Source organism: Leptospira sarikeiensis (assembly GCF_004769615.1).
Classification (GTDB): domain Bacteria; phylum Spirochaetota; class Leptospiria; order Leptospirales; family Leptospiraceae; genus Leptospira_B; species Leptospira_B sarikeiensis.
Window position 1 is genome coordinate 146,587 of record NZ_RQGF01000035.1, and the last position, 19,114, is coordinate 165,700.

General features: G+C 39.9%; 18 protein-coding genes. 3 read left to right on the forward strand and 15 right to left on the reverse strand.

Going from position 1 to position 19,114, the window contains the following annotated elements:
- Positions 1-3: 3 nt before the first annotated feature.
- Positions 4-1,299 (reverse strand): ATP-dependent 6-phosphofructokinase, encoded by a 1,296-nt coding sequence (locus EHQ64_RS17480; RefSeq protein WP_135651080.1) that lies wholly within the window; start codon positions 1,297-1,299, stop codon positions 4-6.
- Positions 1,300-1,419: 120 nt separating this feature from the next.
- On the opposite strand from EHQ64_RS17480, the gene EHQ64_RS17485 reads away from it, so the two are divergent.
- On the forward strand, positions 1,420-2,451 hold the full coding sequence (locus tag EHQ64_RS17485; protein ID WP_135651081.1) for an LIC_20087 family outer membrane protein: 1,032 nt from the start codon (positions 1,420-1,422) through the stop codon (positions 2,449-2,451).
- Positions 2,452-2,501: 50 nt separating this feature from the next.
- On the forward strand, positions 2,502-3,125 hold the full coding sequence (locus EHQ64_RS17490) for a DUF3157 family protein (RefSeq protein ID WP_135651082.1): 624 nt from the start codon (positions 2,502-2,504) through the stop codon (positions 3,123-3,125).
- Between the two features lie 68 nt (positions 3,126-3,193).
- Here the strand turns inward: EHQ64_RS17490 and EHQ64_RS17495 are convergent, their stop codons facing one another.
- The 11 genes from EHQ64_RS17495 to EHQ64_RS17545 all read right to left on the reverse strand — a co-directional run bounded on the left by EHQ64_RS17495 (position 3,194) and on the right by EHQ64_RS17545 (position 14,852).
- Entirely contained in the window at positions 3,194-3,508 is a 315-nt protein-coding gene (locus EHQ64_RS17495) for a hypothetical protein (protein WP_135651083.1), read from the reverse strand.
- A gap of 6 nt (positions 3,509-3,514) precedes the next feature.
- Positions 3,515-7,252, reverse strand: coding sequence for a methionine synthase (gene metH, locus EHQ64_RS17500; protein ID WP_135651084.1), 3,738 nt, complete (start codon positions 7,250-7,252; stop codon positions 3,515-3,517).
- Positions 7,249-7,548, reverse strand: coding sequence for a DUF362 domain-containing protein (locus EHQ64_RS17505; RefSeq protein WP_135651085.1), 300 nt, complete (start codon positions 7,546-7,548; stop codon positions 7,249-7,251). Before EHQ64_RS17505 ends, metH begins: the two co-directional genes overlap by 4 nt.
- Before the next feature lie 17 nt (positions 7,549-7,565).
- Positions 7,566-8,879 (reverse strand): adenosylhomocysteinase, encoded by a 1,314-nt coding sequence (ahcY, locus tag EHQ64_RS17510; RefSeq protein ID WP_135651086.1) that lies wholly within the window; start codon positions 8,877-8,879, stop codon positions 7,566-7,568.
- Positions 8,879-9,913, reverse strand: a complete 1,035-nt coding sequence (locus EHQ64_RS17515) for an ArsR/SmtB family transcription factor (RefSeq protein ID WP_135651087.1) — start codon at positions 9,911-9,913, stop codon at positions 8,879-8,881. Before EHQ64_RS17515 ends, ahcY begins: the two co-directional genes overlap by 1 nt.
- A gap of 97 nt (positions 9,914-10,010) precedes the next feature.
- Positions 10,011-10,541, reverse strand: coding sequence for a DUF1564 family protein (locus tag EHQ64_RS17520; protein WP_135651088.1), 531 nt, complete (start codon positions 10,539-10,541; stop codon positions 10,011-10,013).
- Positions 10,542-10,626: 85 nt separating this feature from the next.
- The gene (locus tag EHQ64_RS17525) at positions 10,627-11,361 is read right to left on the reverse strand and encodes a FecR family protein (RefSeq protein ID WP_135651089.1); all 735 of its coding nucleotides are present in this window, start codon (positions 11,359-11,361) and stop codon (positions 10,627-10,629) included.
- Positions 11,362-11,465: 104 nt separating this feature from the next.
- Complete coding sequence (locus EHQ64_RS17530; protein ID WP_135651090.1) at positions 11,466-12,530, reverse strand: DNA-methyltransferase; 1,065 nt, start codon at positions 12,528-12,530, stop codon at positions 11,466-11,468.
- Positions 12,531-12,639: 109 nt separating this feature from the next.
- Positions 12,640-13,203: a hypothetical protein gene (locus EHQ64_RS17535; protein WP_135651091.1), complete on the reverse strand. Its 564-nt coding sequence runs from the start codon at positions 13,201-13,203 to the stop codon at positions 12,640-12,642.
- Between the two features lie 63 nt (positions 13,204-13,266).
- Complete coding sequence (locus EHQ64_RS17540) at positions 13,267-14,292, reverse strand: FecR domain-containing protein (RefSeq protein ID WP_135651092.1); 1,026 nt, start codon at positions 14,290-14,292, stop codon at positions 13,267-13,269.
- A 35-nt stretch (positions 14,293-14,327) separates the two neighbouring features.
- Positions 14,328-14,852 carry an RNA polymerase sigma factor gene (locus EHQ64_RS17545; RefSeq protein WP_135651093.1) on the reverse strand — a complete coding sequence of 175 codons (525 nt, stop codon included), beginning with the start codon at positions 14,850-14,852 and terminating at the stop codon, positions 14,328-14,330.
- 422 nt (positions 14,853-15,274) lie between these two features.
- Between EHQ64_RS17545 and EHQ64_RS17550 the strand changes: the two genes are divergently transcribed.
- Positions 15,275-15,583 (forward strand): hypothetical protein, encoded by a 309-nt coding sequence (locus EHQ64_RS17550; RefSeq protein ID WP_135651094.1) that lies wholly within the window; start codon positions 15,275-15,277, stop codon positions 15,581-15,583.
- A gap of 46 nt (positions 15,584-15,629) precedes the next feature.
- Here EHQ64_RS17550 and EHQ64_RS17555 read toward each other — a convergent pair whose 3' ends face one another.
- The 3 genes from EHQ64_RS17555 to EHQ64_RS17565 form a co-directional block, all read right to left on the reverse strand.
- Positions 15,630-15,908 (reverse strand): TIGR04454 family lipoprotein, encoded by a 279-nt coding sequence (locus tag EHQ64_RS17555; RefSeq protein ID WP_135651095.1) that lies wholly within the window; start codon positions 15,906-15,908, stop codon positions 15,630-15,632.
- A gap of 151 nt (positions 15,909-16,059) precedes the next feature.
- Entirely contained in the window at positions 16,060-17,961 is a 1,902-nt protein-coding gene (locus EHQ64_RS17560; protein WP_135651096.1) for a glycoside hydrolase family 5 protein, read from the reverse strand.
- 6 nt (positions 17,962-17,967) lie between these two features.
- Positions 17,968-18,849, reverse strand: coding sequence for a patatin-like phospholipase family protein (locus tag EHQ64_RS17565; RefSeq protein ID WP_135651097.1), 882 nt, complete (start codon positions 18,847-18,849; stop codon positions 17,968-17,970).
- Positions 18,850-19,114: the final 265 nt, after the last annotated feature.

The following is a 19,114-nucleotide window of genomic DNA, read 5'->3' on the forward strand; positions in this document are numbered from 1 at the left end:
CTACTATTCCGCCACCATATGAGCGGGCTGACCGGTCGATGCAAGTAAGGTCCTCCATAAAGTACTCCTAGTAGGTTGTAGTACTTTTCTTTCCTGGATCGCAATATCGATAGGAAGATGTGTGAACACATTATTCCAAATACCTATGACCAGATCCGTTTTACCGGCCATTCCTGCATGCACCGCATTCTGGGCTAAAAACCCGCAGAAAATAGAATCTTCCGGATTTGCGGGAATTGAACGAATGATATAACTAGGGTCGATGTATTTTACGTTCGTCTCAATCTTCTCCGATTTGAAGAAGTCCTGGATGGAATTTTTGAGATAAACCCCGATATCTCCTAGTTTCAAATTCCCGGAAGCATCCCTTTCTTCCGTTTTGCCGAAAAACTTTTGCCCCGCTCCTTCTGCTACTATGATCACTGCATGTTTTCTTTTCAGGATCCTTTCTTTCAAAATATCTAAGAATGCACCTTTTCCATGTAGATCAAAATCCACTTCAGGGATCAGACAATAATTCACGTTTTGAGAAGCAAGAGCGGCATTCACCGCGATGAATCCTGAATGTCTTCCCATTAATTTTACAACCCCGATCCCATTCGGAGCGCCTTTTGCTTCCACATGGGCACATTCAACCGCTTCCATTGCTTTGGAGAATGCGGTAGAAAATCCGAATGTCTTTTGAACATAATTGATATCGTTGTCTATCGTCTTAGGAACTCCTACAACAGAGATCTCTTCTCCCCTTCTATCTATCTCTTTTACGATCTCTTTTACGCCTCTAAGAGTTCCGTCCCCCCCGATACAAAATAACATTTTCACTCCATATAAGGAGAGCCGATCTACCATGTCTGAGGCGTTTTGATTACCCCTGGAAGAAGCGAGTATTGTTCCACCATCCCTTCCTATATGTGCTACATTCTCAGGATTCAACTCAATGGGTTTATGATCGAACTTTTTGACTAAACCTTGGTAACCGTATGGAAATCCGAGGATCCGTTTTACCCCATATCTATAATTTAATTCCATCACGATGCCTCGGATCACATCGTTGATCCCAGGACATAAGCCCCCACAAGTAACGATCCCTGCAGTTACTTCCTTTGGATCGAAATAGATCTTCTTTCTAGGTCCTGCTTGTTCGAAGAACTCTGCTCCGGAGCCGAGATATTCCTTCCAATTGTCTTCAGTTTCAAAAACGGTCTTAAAGACTACCTTAGATTCATCGGGTGTATAATATTCATAAGCAGCGGGGCTCTCTATTTTACAGGGCCCGAAATTTCTAATCTCTGTGTTCATTTTTCCTAATTCCAAATGAATTCTCGAAAGGTGGATTTTTTGACAAATATAAAGGAATTTTCATTGGCAAACTAGATTATTCCGTCATATATCAATATTAGTAGGATGAGAAAGACGAAGATGACATATGACTCCAAATCTCGTCCGAAACGCAGAGGGTCTATTTTCAGAAAAACCTTCCCCGCACTTGTCCAAGTGTTTTTCCCCTTTGTCGCAAGCCTTTCCGTAATCTACGGAGAAAACAGTTCTACTTTTTTCTGGGATTCTTTCGACAATTTTTCTAAAAATAAGGCCTTATTTTCCGAAATCCATCCTTCTGAAAAAGAAATCCCTAAAGAAGAAACCAAGGTCCAATTTCTTTCCGCGCTTACATTCAAATATCCTTATGAAATGAAAGTGTTTAGAGAATATCTTCCTACTGAAACGAACTCTTTCGAGACAGTTCCCGGAGTGACTTCTAAATTACCTGGCCAGCCTCGTGTTCATATGCAAAAAAGAGAATTTTTCGCATTATATCCTGCGCTTGGTAGAGAAGAAGTTTTCGTAATGGCCTTAAGTATGGGCCAGAATAAGGACCCAAAATCGGAAGCTTATGTAGGAGCTAATACGGAAAGAAGAGCCTTCGATTCTTTGACCGATGTAAGAGCGACTTCTTCCGTAATGCCCGGTCTAGGTTCGAATCTTTCTAGAGGTGTAGATAACCAAGCCGGGAATCTTTTATTCGGATACTTGCTCGGAAGAGCCGGGATCCAAATGGATCTAGGTTGGAGAATGGCCGGTAATAACGTAGGTTTGGCGATCCCAGAATCGGCAAAGTCTTCGATCGGGATCAGTTACTCTCTTATTTCTAATTCAAGCAGTTTGAACAAGATGGATTTTTTTCTACAGGTTTCCGGGATCAAACGATTTAACGACAAAAGTTTATTACCTATAGAAGCTCCCCAAGCATTTAAGGGTTGGCAACAAGGTTACGAATACTACGTAAATCCGGGTTTTTCCATTTCTACAAAAAACCTAAGCTTCGAAGGTTTGGTAAGATTACCTCTTCACCAACCATTTCCGAACACGGACGGTTTGCTTACTCCTGAGATCCAAGGTATGTTAGGGGTAAAATACAAGTTTTCCGACAGTTCTCCAAGCCTTCAAAAATAATATTATTCTTTTTTAATATACTCTCATGCCCATTTAATGGAGAAATACCAATGAAAAAGTTCCTATTGTTGATATTATTATCCGGAATTTCAGCCCTTTTTGCTGATGAGGTTGTTTACACAAAAAATGGTAAAAAAGTTTTATTAAAGGATAACTTTACCTGGCAGTATGCACCCGATCAAAAACCGGATCCTAATAAAAAAATAACTACCGGCAGATCTATCGTCAAATCTGCGGATCAGACTAGTGTAATCAAAAGTAAATCAGGGGTTTATTCGGTTTATTATAATTCTGCACAGTGGACAAGTATCACTGAAAATCATGAATTTGCTGAGTTCCATTTTGTGAACGAATCCAGAACAGGAAATGCTCTAGTCATTTACGAAGGTCTGGAAGTCCCTATAGACGCTTTTGCAGAATTGGTTTTATTAAATGTAACTAAGACGGATCCGGATGCAAGGATCCTGAATATCGAGGACTGCTCAGTCAATAAGGTGCCCGGTAAAATGGTCACCTATACTGCCCAGATCAAAGGTTTAAGATTTATTTTTTATTCCTTCGTAACGAGCGGGTCTTTCGGCTCTCTACAATTTTCCACTTTCACTTTAGAAAGCCAATTCGAGAAAGAGAAGGCAAATTTTGAGAAGGCGATTGCTGGGTTCGTTTTGAATTGATTTTTGTAGTAGCTTCGACGCTTTTAGAGGGTTCTCCCGGCCTGCGATGGGGTTTTTGGTCGAAGTTACTACAGATTCCGGCTTTTTCTAAGGGAAAGTTCCAGGTCCAGTTTATTAATTTGCTCTTTTTTACGGCCAAATCTTAAGAAGGAAACGGTTTTCCCGGAATTCGTATCAATTACCTCAATCCGAGTCTCGGTAACCGGACAAGAAGGCTCCTCGCAGCTAATTTCACTTAACTGCAAACGGAGATCTTCCCTGCCTAATTTTTCTCGAACCTTCGACGCCAACCAAGGATGGAAGGGAAATTCCGTTCCTGGAGTAGATACATCCTTATATTCAGGATGGATCGGATTTGTAGTAACTTCGACAAAAGATTTCATTAAAGATTAGACTCTCGAAACTGCCTCAATGGGATCGTAAGCGAGATTCGGAGAAAGCCATCTTTCCACCTCAGTAATATCCATTCCCTTTCTTTTGGCGTATTCTTGGATCTGGTCCTTATTAATTTTTGCCACGGCAAAATATTTAGAATCCGGGTGCGCAAAATAAAGACCGCTTACCGAACTTGCAGGCATCATAGCAAAATGTTCCGTAAGAGAAATTCCGGTATTCTTCTCTACTTCCAATAGATCGAATAAGGTCCTTTTTTCAGTATGATCCGGGCTCGCAGGGTAACCTGCGGCAGGACGGATACCTTGGTAACGCTCTCGGATCAATTCCTCGGCAGAAAGGTTCTCATCCGAAACATATCCCCAAATTTCCTTCCGGATCTTCAAGTGCATGTATTCTGCAAAAGCCTCTGCAAAACGATCACCTAAGGCTTTCGCCATAATGGAATTATAATCATCTAAACGAGAATCGAACAAGGAAGCAAACTCTTCTACCCCATGCCCAGCTGTAACAGCAAATCCGCCTATGTAATCGGCAATCCCGCTTTCTTTCGGAGCAATATAATCCGCCAAACAATAGTTAGGCTCATCTTTATCTTCTTTGCTGATCTGTTGACGAAGAGTATGAAATACCGTTTTTACTTTAGTTCTGGTTTCATCTTCATAAACCTCAATATCATCTCCCACACTATTTGCGGGGAAGATCCCGATCACGCCCCTTGTTCTATACCTTTTATTAGAAATGATATCTTCTAGTAGTTTTTGAGCGTCTTTATAAAGTTCTTTCGCCTGCTTACCGTATGTTTCACTTTCCAAGATGGATGGGAAACGTCCTTTTAATTCCCATGCCTGGAAGAATGGAGACCAATCGATATAAGGAAGTAATTCTTCTAAAGTAATTTCGTTATCAAAGACTCGAACACCTGTAAAATTAGGTTTTGTAACCTTGGTTACATTCCAATCGGTTACGTATTTATTCTCTCTTGCATCTTCAATGGAAACTAACTTACGATCACTTCTGGTATTAAAATAAATCTCTCTCTGGGTCTTTTGTTCTTCCCGGATCTGTTTTATATAATCTTCTTTTAGAGAAGGGTTTAGAAGTTTTCCTACAACGTTCACAACCCTGGAAGCATCTAGAACATGAACAACCGGCTGGTCATACTTTTCTGAAATTTTTACGGCAGTATGTGCAGAACTTGTAGTCGCTCCTCCTATCAAAAGAGGAATATCGAAACCAGTACGTTTCATCTCGGCTGCGACATGGACCATTTCATCTAAAGAAGGAGTGATCAATCCCGACAATCCGATGATATTCACCTTTTCTTTCTTTGCTTCCTCTAATATCTTTTCGCAAGGAACCATCACGCCAAGATCAATTACTTCGTAATTATTGCATGCAAGAACGACTGCTACGATATTCTTTCCGATATCGTGAACGTCTCCTTTTACAGTAGCGATCAGGAATTTTTGTTTAGTGGATGCCTGCGCCTGTTTACGATTTTCTTCTTCCATGTACGGCAATAGATAAGCTACGGATTTTTTCATTACCCGAGCACTCTTTACAACCTGTGGTAGGAACATTTTACCAGATCCGAACAAATCGCCTACGACCCTCATTCCATCCATTAAAGGCCCTTCGATCACCTGTAACGGTTTATCGTATTTTAATCTGGCTTCTTCCGTATCCTGATCGATATATTCTACAATTCCTTTTACGAGAGAATATTCTAATCTTTGTTCTACAGTACCTTCTCTCCAGGCCTCTTCTTTCTTTTCAACCTTGCCACCAGACTTGAAAGATTCTGCGAATTCAATCAATCTTTCTGTAGCATCGGATCTTCTATTTAGAAGTACATCTTCTACACGCTCTAAAAGATCTTTAGGAATTTCTTCATAAACTGCAAGCATACCTGCATTTACAATGGCCATATCCATTCCGGCTTTGATCGCATGGAATAAGAAAGCGGAGTGCATTGCCTCACGCACCGGATTATTACCACGGAAAGAGAAAGAAATATTACTCAATCCTCCGCTAATCTTTGCGCCAGGACAAAGGACTTTAATTTCTTTGATGGCTTCTATAAAATCTACCGCATAATTATTATGCTCTTCAATTCCTGTTCCTACGGTAAGAATGTTCGGATCGAAAATAATATCGTATGGGGAAAACTCCGCTTTTTCTACGAGAAGATCATAAGCTCTCTTGCAAATGCGAACCTTATCGTCCTTCGTAGCAGCCTGCCCTTGCTCGTCGAACGCCATTACGATCACAGAGGCTCCGTACATCTTTACTATACGAGCTTGTTGAAGAAATTTTTCTTCTCCTTCTTTTAAGGAAATAGAGTTTACGATCGGTTTTCCTTGGATACATTTCAAACCTGTTTCCAAGACAGACCATTTAGAACTATCGACCATAAACGGAACCTTTGCTATATCCGGTTCCACCGCGATCAAATTCAGGAATTCTCTCATGGAAGCTTCTCCATCCAATAGAGCCTCATCGAAATTGATATCGATAACGTTTGCCCCAGCTTCCACTTGTTGAAGCGCAACAGAAACAGCTTCTTCGAAGTTTCCTTCTAAGATCAGTTTTTTAAATTTCGGAGAACCGGTTACGTTCGTTCTCTCTCCTATCAAGACGAATCCGGTTGCCTCATCTATATTCAAAGGTTCTAATCCGGATAGTTTCGTTTTACCTTCTATACTTGGAATAATCCTAGGTTTTTTACCCTGAACTGCCTTTGCTCCTGCATTAATATGTTCAGGAGTAGTTCCGCAACAACCGCCGGCTATATTCAGCCAGCCTTGAGAAGAGAAATCGTTTATATACTGGCCGAATTCTTCTGGAGTTTGGTCATACCCTCCGAACGCATTCGGTAAACCCGCATTTGGATAACAACTAATATAACAGCCTGAAATTCTGGATAATTCCTCGATATAAGGCCTCATTTCTCCTGCGCCTAAGGCACAGTTAATCCCGACAGACAGCGGATTTGCATGATAGATAGAATTATAAAATGCTTCTATAGTCTGTCCGGACAAAGTCCTTCCGGAAGCATCTGTGATCGTTACCGAGAGAGAGACCGGGATCCGTACATTCAAATCTTTGAATACGTTTTCAATCGCTACGATGATCGCTTTTAAATTCAAAGTGTCAATGTTCGTTTCGGAAAGAAGAATATCGACTCCCTCTTCCACCAATGCACGCACTTGTTCGTAAAATGCTTCTACCAATTCGTCAAAGGTCACCGCTCTGAATGCAGGATTATTTACGTCAGGAGAAAGAGAAGCGGTCCTAGTTGTAGGTCCAATAGAACCAGCGAGAAACAAAGGTTGGTCCGGATGGGTTTTCGCAAACCTCTCCATTGCAGAACGGGCGACTCGGACTGCCTTTCGGTTCATCTCATCTACATATGCTTCCGCATTATAATCCGCTTGAGAGATACTATTGGAGCTGAATGTGTTTGTTTCTAAAATATTCGCTCCGGCTTCTAAAAATTTATAATGTATTTCTTCGATAATTTCAGGTTTCGTAATTACCAAAAGATCGTTATTCCCCTTTAGTGCAGAAGGGTGATCCTTTAATCGATGATCCCTAAAGTCCTCTTCTCCAAGGCTATATCTCTGGATCATAGTTCCCATAGCACCATCAAGAACGAGGATTCTTTCTTCTAATAATTTCAGAAGCTCTTGAGCCTTAGGATTCGTATATACGGGAAATCTGTTTTTCATAATTCTTTAATATTGCAGTCTTTATCTAATAGAGGTTTTTTAAGGTCATTGATCATGGGCATTTTTTTCGACTCTTTTGCATTTAGATCGATCCAGCCCTTCCACATTACCGGAACCTCATCCTCCGGGTATATGGCATTCACCGGACATTCGCGTAAACAATCGTTACAATTGATACAAATGTCCGGATCAATGATTAAATAACTTTTCGCTTCTCTAAAAGCTTCCACCGGGCAAGCTGCGGCACAGTAAGTAATTTTACACCCGACACAAGGTTCGGTCACTACGTATGCCACAACTTCTCCCTTGTTGCTTAATAGCGATAATGTTCTGGTTTATACGGTCCTTCTATTGGAACTCCGATATACTCAGCTTGTTTCGCATTTAATTCGGTCAAACGAACGCCGAGTTGCTCTAAGTGTAGAGCCGCGACTTTTTCGTCCAACTTCTTCGGTAGTCTATAGACTCCGATCTCGTATTTATTGTTCCAAAGTTCGATTTGAGCAAGAACTTGGTTTGTGAAGGAACAAGACATCACGAAAGACGGGTGACCAGTCGCGCAACCTAAGTTAACCAGACGACCTTCAGCAAGAACGATAATCGATCTTCCATTCGGGAAGGTGTATTTATCTACCTGAGGTTTGATCTCCTTTTTGATAACACCTTTCTCTGAATTGAGTCTGGACATTTGGATCTCTGTATCGAAGTGGCCGATATTACAAAGGATCGCGCCGTCTTTCATTGCTTTCATATTTTCAAGAGAGATAATGTCGTCGTTTCCGGTCGCAGTTACTACAATATCCACGAATTCGATCGCGTCTTCTACTCTTAGAACTTGGTATCCTTCCATTACAGCTTGAAGAGCACAAATTGGATCGATTTCTGTCACGATCACCCTTGCACCGAAATTGCGTAAAGAAGCAGCAGATCCTTTACCAACATCGCCATATCCACAAACTAAAGCGGCTTTTCCAGCTAACATTACGTCAGTCGCACGTTTGATCCCGTCTGCCAAAGATTCGCGGCAACCATATAGATTGTCGAATTTCGACTTTGTAACGGAATCGTTCACGTTGATTGCAGGAAGTTTCAGTTCGCCCTTCTTCAGGAGTTTTTCGAGACCTTTTACTCCTGTAGTAGTTTCTTCAGAAACCCCTTTGATCTCAGCGAGAAGTTGTGGATATTTTTCGTGAACGTACATAGTCAAATCGCCACCGTCGTCCAGGATCATATTCGGGCCTTTTCCATCTTCAAAGAATAGAGTTTGCTCAACACACCACCAATATTCTTCTTCAGTCTCCCCTTTCCATGCAAAGACTGGAACGCCTGATTTTGCAATCGCGGCAGCTGCATGATCTTGAGTAGAAAAAATATTACAGGAAGACCAGCGAACTTCAGCTCCCAATTCGGTAAGGGTCTCAATCAAAACAGCAGTTTGAATTGTCATGTGAAGAGAACCTGCGATGCGAGCTCCTTTCAAAGGTTGTTTACCTTTATATTCTTTGCGCAAAGACATCAATCCTGGCATTTCTTTCTCTGCCAGAATAATTTCCTCGCGTCCCCAATCCGCGAGTGAAATGTCTTTTACCTTATATTTTAAACCTTTATCTTGTATTGTAGCGGACATTAAAGTCCTCCTCTTTTCTTAGCTTTAATTATTAATACCTTGAAGTATTTCTGAGATTCTATCTCCTCAATAGACTCTAGATTGAAACCCGTATGTTGTAACCAATCCTTGAGAAGTTCCGACTCAAACCCAAGCCATAAGTCGGCAAAATTATCGCGCATAATTTCCTGGTTATGCTTTAGTAGATCTACGATTATAAAAACGCCATCATCCTTTAAAACTTTATGAATCTCTTTCATAGCTTGAGGTGGGCTTGATAAGTGATGTAATACCATCGAAGCTACGACAGAATCGGCCGTCTGAGTTAAATTTTCAGGCAGAGTTTCAATTTCGGATCTCAAAAGATGTACTTGCGGATTGTTTAAAAAGGCAGATTTGGCCTCATTGATCATTTGTTCAGAAGAATCGATCCCAATGACTTCCGTACTCTTCATTAAGAGATATGGAATTAACCCGCCGGGGCCGCAACCCAAGTCTAAGATACGACTAGATTGATCAGGTAATAAATCTAGAATTTTGTTTCTATAAAGAACAGGATCTAAGACGTTACTTTGAATACTTTCCCAATTTCGAGCAACATCATCAAAGTATTTTGACCTTTTCAAATCTCTTAACTTCAGAACATGTTTTGTTTTCGTAAAGTCTTGCTCCGAATAAGGCAGCCCTTTCTCAAACTTCAAAAGTAAAGAATGAAAATCTGCTGCAAAATCCAAAAATTCATTATTTGAAAGTTTCGGACTGTAATAAACCCAAGATCCCTCTCGGAGAGACGACAGAAATCCTGCATCAGCTAATATTTTCAAATGCCGAGAGATCCTAGATTGCCCCATATCTAAGACTTCTGTGATTTCTTGAACATTCAAAGGAGCAATAGATAGTATTCTTAAAATACGAATACGCGTTTCGTCAGCCAAAGCCTTAATGGCTAAAAGAATGTCGCGATTTGGAGAGCCATCATTTTTAAGCTGCTGATAATCCCCAGCTTCATAAGAAACAGGAGACTCTCGATCAATTTCCAAATCACGCAATGCCATAAGCTTTCAAACACAAGATATCAAGATATCTTGATTTCTTCAAGTAAAAATAGAAGAAAATATAGCTATTTTATGTCTCATACGGTAAGCACTCCACCTAAGCCCATCTCGGTGATCCCCTCTCCAGAAGGAATCTGCGTGGCCAACCGATCAGCTGAATTATAATTTCCCGCTTCTCTAAATTCAAAACTCTTCGAGCATCTAAGATCTTAGAAGATGGAGGATCGAGTTTTCTCCAAAAATAAGAAAGAATTCTTTTGCTTATCTCCAATAATTCCCACTGAATCATCAAAGTAATAATGTAATTCATCGAAACGCCATGTGCTAAGGCCAAACTCCGAAGCTCTTGGTAGCTTTCTTCCTTTGGTCTATAGCTATAGCGGATCAAACTTTGCCCTTTTTGCTGGAAAGATGTTCTCAATGGGCTTCTACCCAAATATCTTTGAGATTGAATGAGCAGGTTATATTTCTTTTGTAGAGATGCTAAATATTTGGGAAAATTCTTTTTACTTTCATACGGAATCTGCTTCCATAGAGTTTCTGGAATTAGAGCGGTAGATGGAAAAGGATGCTTAACGATCTTTCCTCTTCTTTTGAGATTTTCGGTTTGAAAAACTGTAGATATCATTCAATTTTCGTGTCTCCATTCGCATGAAGTGCGCGCGAAAAAATGAAAATTTTTCTATTTTGTCTAAGATACTACAGTAAGATTATTAAATATCCTGTTTAGTCTGATTCAATAATTCCTGATTTTGTAATTTCTGATCCCTTAAAATTTTATAATTTTCCTCCATGATTTTTTTGAAGCCATCGAGGATCTTCATTTTCTCCCGCATAAACTCTTCAAGGGGCTGTTTTAATAAACCTTGTGGAGATACTACAGCTTCTTCATCCTTCCTTAAGGAGAGATTTTGCCCTGTCCCAGTAGTAACTCCGACTTCGCCCTCTTTAACAAAGATCCCATTCGGAATATCAGAATCTTCATTTTCAGGATTGTTCTTGCGCGTCGAATCGTTTTCTTCACTTACTACAAATTGTGTCCCTCGAACCCCCGCGTTATAGGAAGGCGAAGTAATCGTAAAATCTTCTTTTTTAGATCCTTTATCCACTCGAGCAAAAACCTTGCCGGAAACAAGCTCTAACTTTGACTTATTCTCTTTCTTATCAGAACTCAACTCCGCAATTCGAATCTTTGTGAAAGCTGCGATCCGAACTACAGCGGCGGGCCCAATTTGTAAATCGATCTTGCCGTCTTTGGTTTCTAACTCATCTTGCTTCTTCAAAATAGAATTTTTCTTTAAAGCAATTTTTTTGCCATCTTGGATACCTTGCACATCGCCCACTACAAAGAGAACAATCGCAATTTCTTCTCCAGCAAAAAGCGAAGATTGAAAAACACTCAAAAATGAAAAAACAACCAAGAAAAATGCAAATGCTCGAGATCTCATGCGAAGAAGGTTCCTTGAAATTATACTTTATATGTCGAAGACAAAAAGAATCTACTAATGCTTCGATATTATCAACAATTTAAACCGAAGTTTTTCAGCTAAAATCAGTGATTATATCGAGAATATTGTGCGAAGATAGAAACATTTTCCTTTTCGGAAATAGATTCGACCATTTCAAAGGTCAATTCTGCCTCTTGAGAAGTAATTACTGGCATTTTATAGTATTTGTTCTCATGAGAATTTTCTTTCCCTTGTTTCTCTCTATCTGCGATAAAATCGAAATGACTTTGCATTCTATTTTGTAGTAGCTTCGACGAAATTCCCTTTGCTCCCAAAAGCTTTTTTCTGGCAATTTCGAGAATACCTGTATCTAAATCATAACCAATACTGTTTCTGGAAGAAAGTAAGGCTGCAAGAGAAGTCGTCCCAGTGCCCAAAAACGGATCTAAGACGGTATCTCCTTTTATGGAGAACATATTGACCAAACGATAAGCAAAGTCTAATGGGAAAGCCGCCGTTCTTTCCCGCGAAGCTCCTACGTCCTTAAAAATCTGTCTCTCACCTTTCAGATCCCATACGTCGGAAAACCAAACATTTCGTTCTTCCCAAAAGAATGCACTATTCCGTCGTAACTCCGTCTCTATTTTCGAAAACTTTCTCAAACCGCCTTTCCGGAAAACCAAAATATATTCGTGCTCATAGGTCACATACGCCCCTACGGGGAACATCCCAGAGCCCATAAATTTTGTCGGAGAATTGGTTTGCTTTCTCCATAGGATATCGGGAAGGGAAACAAAGCCGAAGTTACGACAAGCCTGTAAAATCCGAGAATGATTCGAAAATAGACTAAACTCACCGCCGATACTTCTAGTCGCATCTCCAATATTCACAAGAAAAATGCCGCCCTGCTTTAGAACTCGAAAACATTCTTTCCAAACCTTATCCAATTGAATATGCATGGATTCGAATGCTTCATTTCCGAATTCGTTTAAAAGCGCAGCTTCCGTTTTTTTGTCCCAACTTTTGAAAAGGTCATCCCACATTTCTACCATCGGGTATGGAGGAGAAGTTAACACCAGATTGACACTTTCATCTGAAAGTGGATCCATTTTTCTCGAATCGGAATTATGAAATATATGAGAAGTTTCCGGAACGAGTATATCTTTCATACTTGTTCCGCATGATCAAAGAAGAAGCAAATTTGGCTATTCAAATTTAAAAATAGCCCGAAAGATCGCAAAGGAAGATCGGCCATTATTAATAATTATCTAAAGTGCCTTAGTTCTTTTTACCGTGAATCTTTTTATCGATTAACTCATTTAGCAAATCTGCAAGGTCTTGAAATTCGTCTCCACTTCGGATACGAATTTTATCCACATCTTTACCTTCTAAAAGTAACTTTAAATTCTTTTTAATATTATAGATCGGACCCGCCATTTTATGCGAATACACTAAAACAAATACCGCTGAAAGTAAAAGATACAAAAGGGAGAATAAAAGGATCCCTTTGAACTGGATTGTAAAAAGATCCAACCCATGATCGTAATCAGGAAGAGCAAGTTCCTTCTCTACAAACTTATCCTTCTCTTCTCCATTTACGATCTCAAAACCTTTTTGATAGACCTTTACAGTATCTTGGCGTAGTCGGAAAACTACTCCTTTATCATACTTGGTAGAATGTATCCAAAATAGAAATCCAAGTGTGAGTAATAGACCAAAAATGAACAATAAAGAGAAGTTTAAGAAAAACCTTAATTGGAAGTCCTTGTCGATTAGATAATTAGCAAGATGTCTTTTGTATCGTGGGGGTTTTGCAGATGGATTTGCTGTTTCTTCGGACATGGAAATTTGCCTTCTTTGGTAGAATTTCTTTAAAATTCCCAGCATGTCAAAAATAATTCGTTTTTAGCGAAGTTGAATCACCTCCATTACTGAATCTCTTTGGATCTTTATTTCCTTTTCAAGAGTTTGCAAATACATAAAATTTTCGTCCATATCGACGATCACACCTTCCAGAGTTTCTCCTCCGGAAAGTATTACCCTTTCTAATCTTTGGTATTCGTTGAACAAGTCTTCCTTATTAGAAAAAGCTTTTTCAGAATTTCTAGGGATCTCATCTACATGCAGTTCAGAGAACTTTACGTTTAGATCTTTTTGCTCGTTTGCAGAAAGAAAAGACCGTTGAAAACCTTTTACCTCTAACCTGATCTTTTGCCCAGGCTCTAAAACCTGCTCACCGCGATTTTGCTCGGTAGCACTCTTCGCAGCGACCCTTCCTTCTAAGACAGAAACAATCGTGCCTTCTTTGGAATTTTCTCTGACTTCGAACTTAGTACCTCTCACTTCAACCAATCCGGTTTCCGTAAAGATCCTAAATTCATCTTTCTTAAGATTTTTATGCAAATGAACTAGAATACTTCCTTCTCGAAGTCTGAAAGATTGTTTTCCCTCTTCAGAAATCTCGAGTTCAGTAGACTCTCCTAGGATCATTCCTTCGCCTTTTGCAATTGATAGAAAAAGTTTGGATCCTATTTCGGTCCTGATCCTTTGTCCATATCCTACGAGTTCTCCCTCATTTAATGCCAAAAGTTTTTCTGAATCTTTGGAGAATAAATATGCCTTTCCGATAATTTTCCTTATGGAAACGTTATATTCATTTTGCGCAGGCGCTTTAGGAGTTTGTAAAATGAATAATCCAAAGGCCCCGACAAGGATGGCTGCCGCCGCTGCTATACTATAAAATAATGGCTTACTGAAAACGGCGATCTTAGTTGATTGCGCCTTCTCATATATTTCTTCGAAAGAAATTTCCTTTGGAGGATTTGCCCAGGATATAGAAAGAGCTTCGGACAATTTCTCGATAGAAGAACTATATTCGTTCTTTTCTCCCTCGATTGCCTTCTTTATCTTTTGTTCAAAACTTTCTTCCATCTTCCCTTCAACAACTCGCTCTTAATCTACCCGAACTACTCCATCGGCAAAATCTGTTTACTCTTTGCGATTTCCAAAAGTTTTCCTGTTGCTTTTACGACCAATCTAGACGCCGTTGCAACCGAAATCTCCATGACTTCCGCGATCTCTGCCAATGTATATTTTTCTATATTCTTTAAAACTAAAGCGTATCTCTCTCCTTCTTCCAAATCACCCAAACATTCCATCAACCTTGATTCCAAATCTGAAAGTTCCGTTTTTCTTTCGAAACTTTGACCTTCTTCCCGATAGGTCCCCATATCATCGGTTCCGGATTCCTTCACCGTGGAGAATTTTTTGGCATGGTTGATCGATCGATTTCTCGCGATCGTATATAAAAGTTTTAGGGCTTGTTCTTTATTTAGATCAGAATTGGAATACTTCTTAAAAAAATTAAGAAATGTATCCTGCATTAGGTCAGAGGCGGTTTCCGGATTTCCGGTATATTTATACAAGAAATCAAAAATTCTCCCGTTGGATTCCCGATACAGGGTTTCCATAAAATCTTTTCGGGATGCCATTGCACAAAGATTCCAACTCGAAACGCTAATTCAAGTAATTTCCGACGGCTGATCTACTCTATACCCTTTTCTCCTCTTCGCGAATGGGCTTTGATTGAATTAACAGATCTGTCTCGGCTTTTTTACATGAACGATCAAAATTTATGCCGATTTCCGTATTTTTTGCGGATAAGTTTTTGGAGAAATGAAAACGAAAAGAAAAAACAAAATGATCAGCGAGCCGGTCGAGTGAAAGAGAGATTATAATGTCGAGTAAAGTTTTAGATGTGTTTTTGTAGTGGCTTCGACAAGCACCTTTCCCACCAATCCCCTTTATCATGCAGGTAACGAAATCCTAATGCGACATAACTGAATGTGTCGCTTATACAAATATCGGATCTTGCCGATAAAATTCTCAGTATCCAACTGCAATTCTGATTAAAATGAACTCTCTTCCTCGAATCTTACTCTATATTGTCGTAACTTCGACACTCCTCCCCTCTCCCAATCTACACCCATCGCCGGATCTAGCCTTTCCCGGAGAAACACCCGACGTAAAACCCTTATTACGCGTACTTCCTGCGTTCAGGAAAGAAGAATGTGATTGGGCGATCCGCTGGGACGTTTGTTTAAGATGTGTATCGAATCGATATCGATACGCTCAGAGGATACATTTTTATCCTTCCGGGCAATATAGAGAGCATGGATGTTACTCTGAAGAAAGAGGATTTTTTCTGATTAATGAGGAATGAAAGGAAATAAAGAGCCGAGAATTCGGCCCTTTATTAGAACAAGAAATTACTTCTTACAAGTCGCAAGAGCTGCGAGAGTTTTAGAAGATTTTAAACAAGTTAGATCGTATTTTCCGGTCATACATTCTTTTAAAAGATGTGCGGAAATCTGACCTTGCATTGCTTTCAGTTTTTCAGCTTGTTCTGGAGTTTGGCCAAAAGAAAGATTAGAGATCAGTTCGTTTACAACTGGATCACATTCTGCTTGGCTCACTTTTGCTCCACCGCAAGAAATAAGACCTGCAAAAAGTAGAAGCGTAAGGATTGAAAAAAGCGCGTTTTTCATGTAAAACCTCTGCGAAATTTTAACTCTATGTCGCTAATACTAGCCCGAGTCGAATCTCTAACTAAAACAAATCGAAAAATTCCAAAACGTTGGAAAATCCCGTCAGTTTAACGACGAGGGCCATTGTATCCATTCCCATTCTATAGAAAAGTTATTTTTTACTCGGGAAAATGGTTATGCCGTAATAAGAGACAGACTTCTCCCCTTTAAAAGTGAGGACCCTTTTTTTAGGATCGAATTTCCAGCTACCTGCATTCACAAGAACATCGAAACCTTTTCCATAATGAATTGCAGGAAGAAAGATCTCCGTAACAGGAATTTCTTCTCCTTCTTTCCTAAAAGAATATTTAAACATAGATTTCTCCATGTCGAAACTGATCGCTTCCGGATTTCCTTTTGTTCTAATCGGGAAAGGTCGTGAAAAAGCTCTAACGGCTCTTCCTCCATCTTCATCAATATTCTTTGGAGTATCCAATGAGTATAAGGAAAGGTCTTCTTCGTTCCATCTATCACCCAAACTTTGAGTATTGTCAGGAGTATAATTCCAAAGAGTATAATGTACAAAGTTCTTCTCGATAGCGTTTATGATCCGATCCAATGAAGCTTCTAAATGAGAATAATCTTTAGTTCTATAAGCTAATTTTCCATTCATATCCATCGGTATCCCAGTCTCTCCGATCACGGTAGGACAATTATTCATCCTCTTAACTGAGATCTCTTTGATCATTCGGATCGTATCTTCGTATGCCTTTTCTACATTCTTCTTTCCAAAAACCGGAATTTGTTTGAATATATGAACTCCGAACCAAGGGATAAAACGTTTGAACATTAGTATTGAAACGTCATACCAATGGGTTGCATTGATTACGGTCCCCTCTCCCTTATTCGGTTTTTCCTTCCATTCTAATTCCAAACTTCCAGGATCAGTCTCTACAAATACGGAGAATTTTTTCTGAACGGATTGTAGCTTGGTTTTGAATCTTTTAATGAATGGAAGCATGAATTCAGGATAGAATTCGATCTGTCTTCCTCTATACTTTCTAAAATAATCTGGGCGAAGAAGCATCGGAGCCCCATTCGGATCATAATCCCAAACTCCGTGCTGTCTCCAAACACAGGATTTCCCTTCTTGCCAAAGACGGACTGAATTCGGATTTAATTTCTTTTTGCCGAAATGGAACCCGGAGAATCCAAGCATATATGAGATATTCGCCCTCACAGTTCTTCCTTCGGACAAGAACATCTCCTGAAATGGAGAGGTAGTTAGAAGTTTTCCGAACCCCAATCCGGAAAATTCTCCCAGATTCTTTTTGCCGATCCAACCTGGAGAAGGTTCATTCAATGAATCGAAACCAATTACGTTTTTATATTTAGAGACTTTTTTGGCGATCCTACACATCGCTTCTATAAAATGATCCTGCAAGAAAGTCTCTACATTCTTTCCATGTATGTTCATCTTAGGAGCGAAAGTTTTTCCGCCGAAAAAAAGTGTGAACATAGTAGCGCATGCATACTTTTGGTAATTCAAAGGCCAGGACATTCTCTGGTAATTTCTACCTTGAAAATGATGAACGATCGCAGTATCCGAATCCTTCAGATTCTCGATATTCATTCCGACTTCTTCCAAGGTCCAACCAGGAGCACCGTCGCCTCCGGTAAATCTTGACCACACGTCTTGGTGGGGATCGATAAAAACGTAGAATCCTTTCTTATCCGCAAGTGCGACCATTCTTTCTATATAGTCTAGATATGCTTGGTCGTATTTTCCAGGACCTAAATGTTCTACCGCTTCCCAAGTAACTAAAAAACGTAAAAAATTAAAGCCCCATTTTTTTAAACGGTCTAGATGTTCTGCTGCTTCTTTTTCTTCTAGAGGTCTTCCTACAAATGAAACCTTTCTATGATCGTGAAATGATAATGATTGATCGAAATGAGTAGTTCCGTCAGGTTTAAACGGAAGTTTAGCACTCCCGGATAAATTTACTCCTCTCAATTGGAGAATATATCCTTCCGAATCTATAAAATTCCCGTCTTCTACCTTGATTTCCAACATGAGATGTTAATCTTCTCCGAATTGAATCTTTGCGTCTTCATATCCGCGGCTGATCAAATAATCAGCTTGTACTTGCGAAAAATTTAATATACTTCCGAACCCCAAAGAAGTCCTGGGCCCGATAACTCGGATCTTGTAATCCGTTTTTTCGGGTTCGGAAAAAGAAAGTAACGATTTAGAAAAACCCTTCTTCTTATCCTTTTGTTTCTTCTGATATTGAAGATTAGCCATAATGGTTTGGAAGGAACCGATCAAAGATAACTCGAATACTCTCTCCAATGCGTCCCTTCTACTTTTCGGTAGCCCCATATTCACTCCTCCTACGGGAGAAAGTAAAACTACCACGATCTCTTTTGCGCCCCTTTCTACTGCAGGAAGGATTGGCACGTTCGCCATCACCCCCCCATCCCAATGAGGTTTTCCATCTACATATTGCCAAGGAAAGATAAGAGGGATCGCAGAAGACGCCATTACATGTTCGATGTCTATGTCCTTATTACCAAAGAATACAAGTTCTGCAGTTAGTATATTTACCGCGGTGATGATGATCTCCATCGGGTTCTTACGAAGATTTCTAAAATCGAGTTGGGAATAGAGAAGGTATTTTAAAGGTGTAGTATCTGCGAGAGGAGAAAATCTACGAAAGATCAGATCCAAAAAATCATTCCAAATGGAATACTTCATTACTTTCTGGACTTCGATGGATTTCCAAAGTTCTATTATTTTTGCTGCGTTCATTCCGCAGCCTAGGGCTGAAGCGGTAATAGCTCCTACAGAAGTTCCGCAGACTACATCCGGTTTGAATCCGATTTCTTCTAAATATTTTAGCACTCCGGCCTGATAGGCTCCTCGAGCACCTCCTCCGGATAAGACTAAAGCCCTCTTCATTCCAAATAAAATCCTGCCGGGGTCAATCTTAGGTTCTGCAGGTAAATTTCAAGACGGAATATGGATTGGGTTTTTGTAGTAGCTTCGACCTTTCGGAGCGCAAAGCTCCACGGTAGGAATTCTGTAAGTTCGAAATCAGATACAAAAGTTGAGAATGGGGAAATGGATTTTATAAATCGTTTGTCGAAGTTACTACAAACGGGAGAGAAAAAGGAGTTAAAACCTTCTGAGTGTCTGCGTCTAGCATCGCTAAATGCCCGAAAGT